This is a genomic window from Dellaglioa sp. CoH-57-MRSF-19, from assembly GCF_056781975.1.
Genome location: NZ_JBXAXW010000096.1, coordinates 1 through 544, shown reverse-complemented (window position 1 = coordinate 544; position 544 = coordinate 1). Strand labels below are relative to the sequence as shown.

1 protein-coding gene is annotated in these 544 nt (G+C 57.7%); it reads right to left on the bottom strand.

From position 1 onward, the window contains the following. Positions 1–544: hypothetical protein (locus tag AC1RO3_RS08405; protein ID WP_481763992.1), on the bottom strand; the 544-nt coding region annotated here is incomplete at both ends.

Below are 544 nucleotides of genomic sequence, written 5' to 3'. Positions count from 1 at the left end.
GGAGACTGCGTTTCATGGCGCACTTGATCTGGATTCCGGTAGCTTCGGCCGCTACTTTCTGAATCGCGGCCAGAAGCTGCTCGTCGGCTTCTTCGTCCGCTTCTTGCGCCGCGATACCGCGCACCACAGCTTCCACGATATCACGCATCGTGGTCCACGGGTCCGTTACCGGGCTCCCCGCATCGATTTCGAATTCGGCCTCAATATCGCTACGCAACTCTTCCATGTCGATTTCATCGAAGTTGTATTCGACGGTAAGATTCGTGTCGAGTTCGAGCGGGCCGTTCCCGACTGCGGCGCGCACCACACGCCGGACACGCTGCGCGAGACCCGGGCCGTACTTGACCTCGGGTTCACTGACCTTGATACCGGCCTGCGCGTCCAGCACGTCCATCACCACGTCGTACACCTGATCCCATTGCTGAATCTTTTGCGACGAGAATGCAATGTTGTACCTTTCGCCCAGAATCTGCGCAATCTCATCACGCGGCGAGTCCAGCTTGATATCTTCCATCCAGTCCTCGATACGTGCCGAATCATCGAC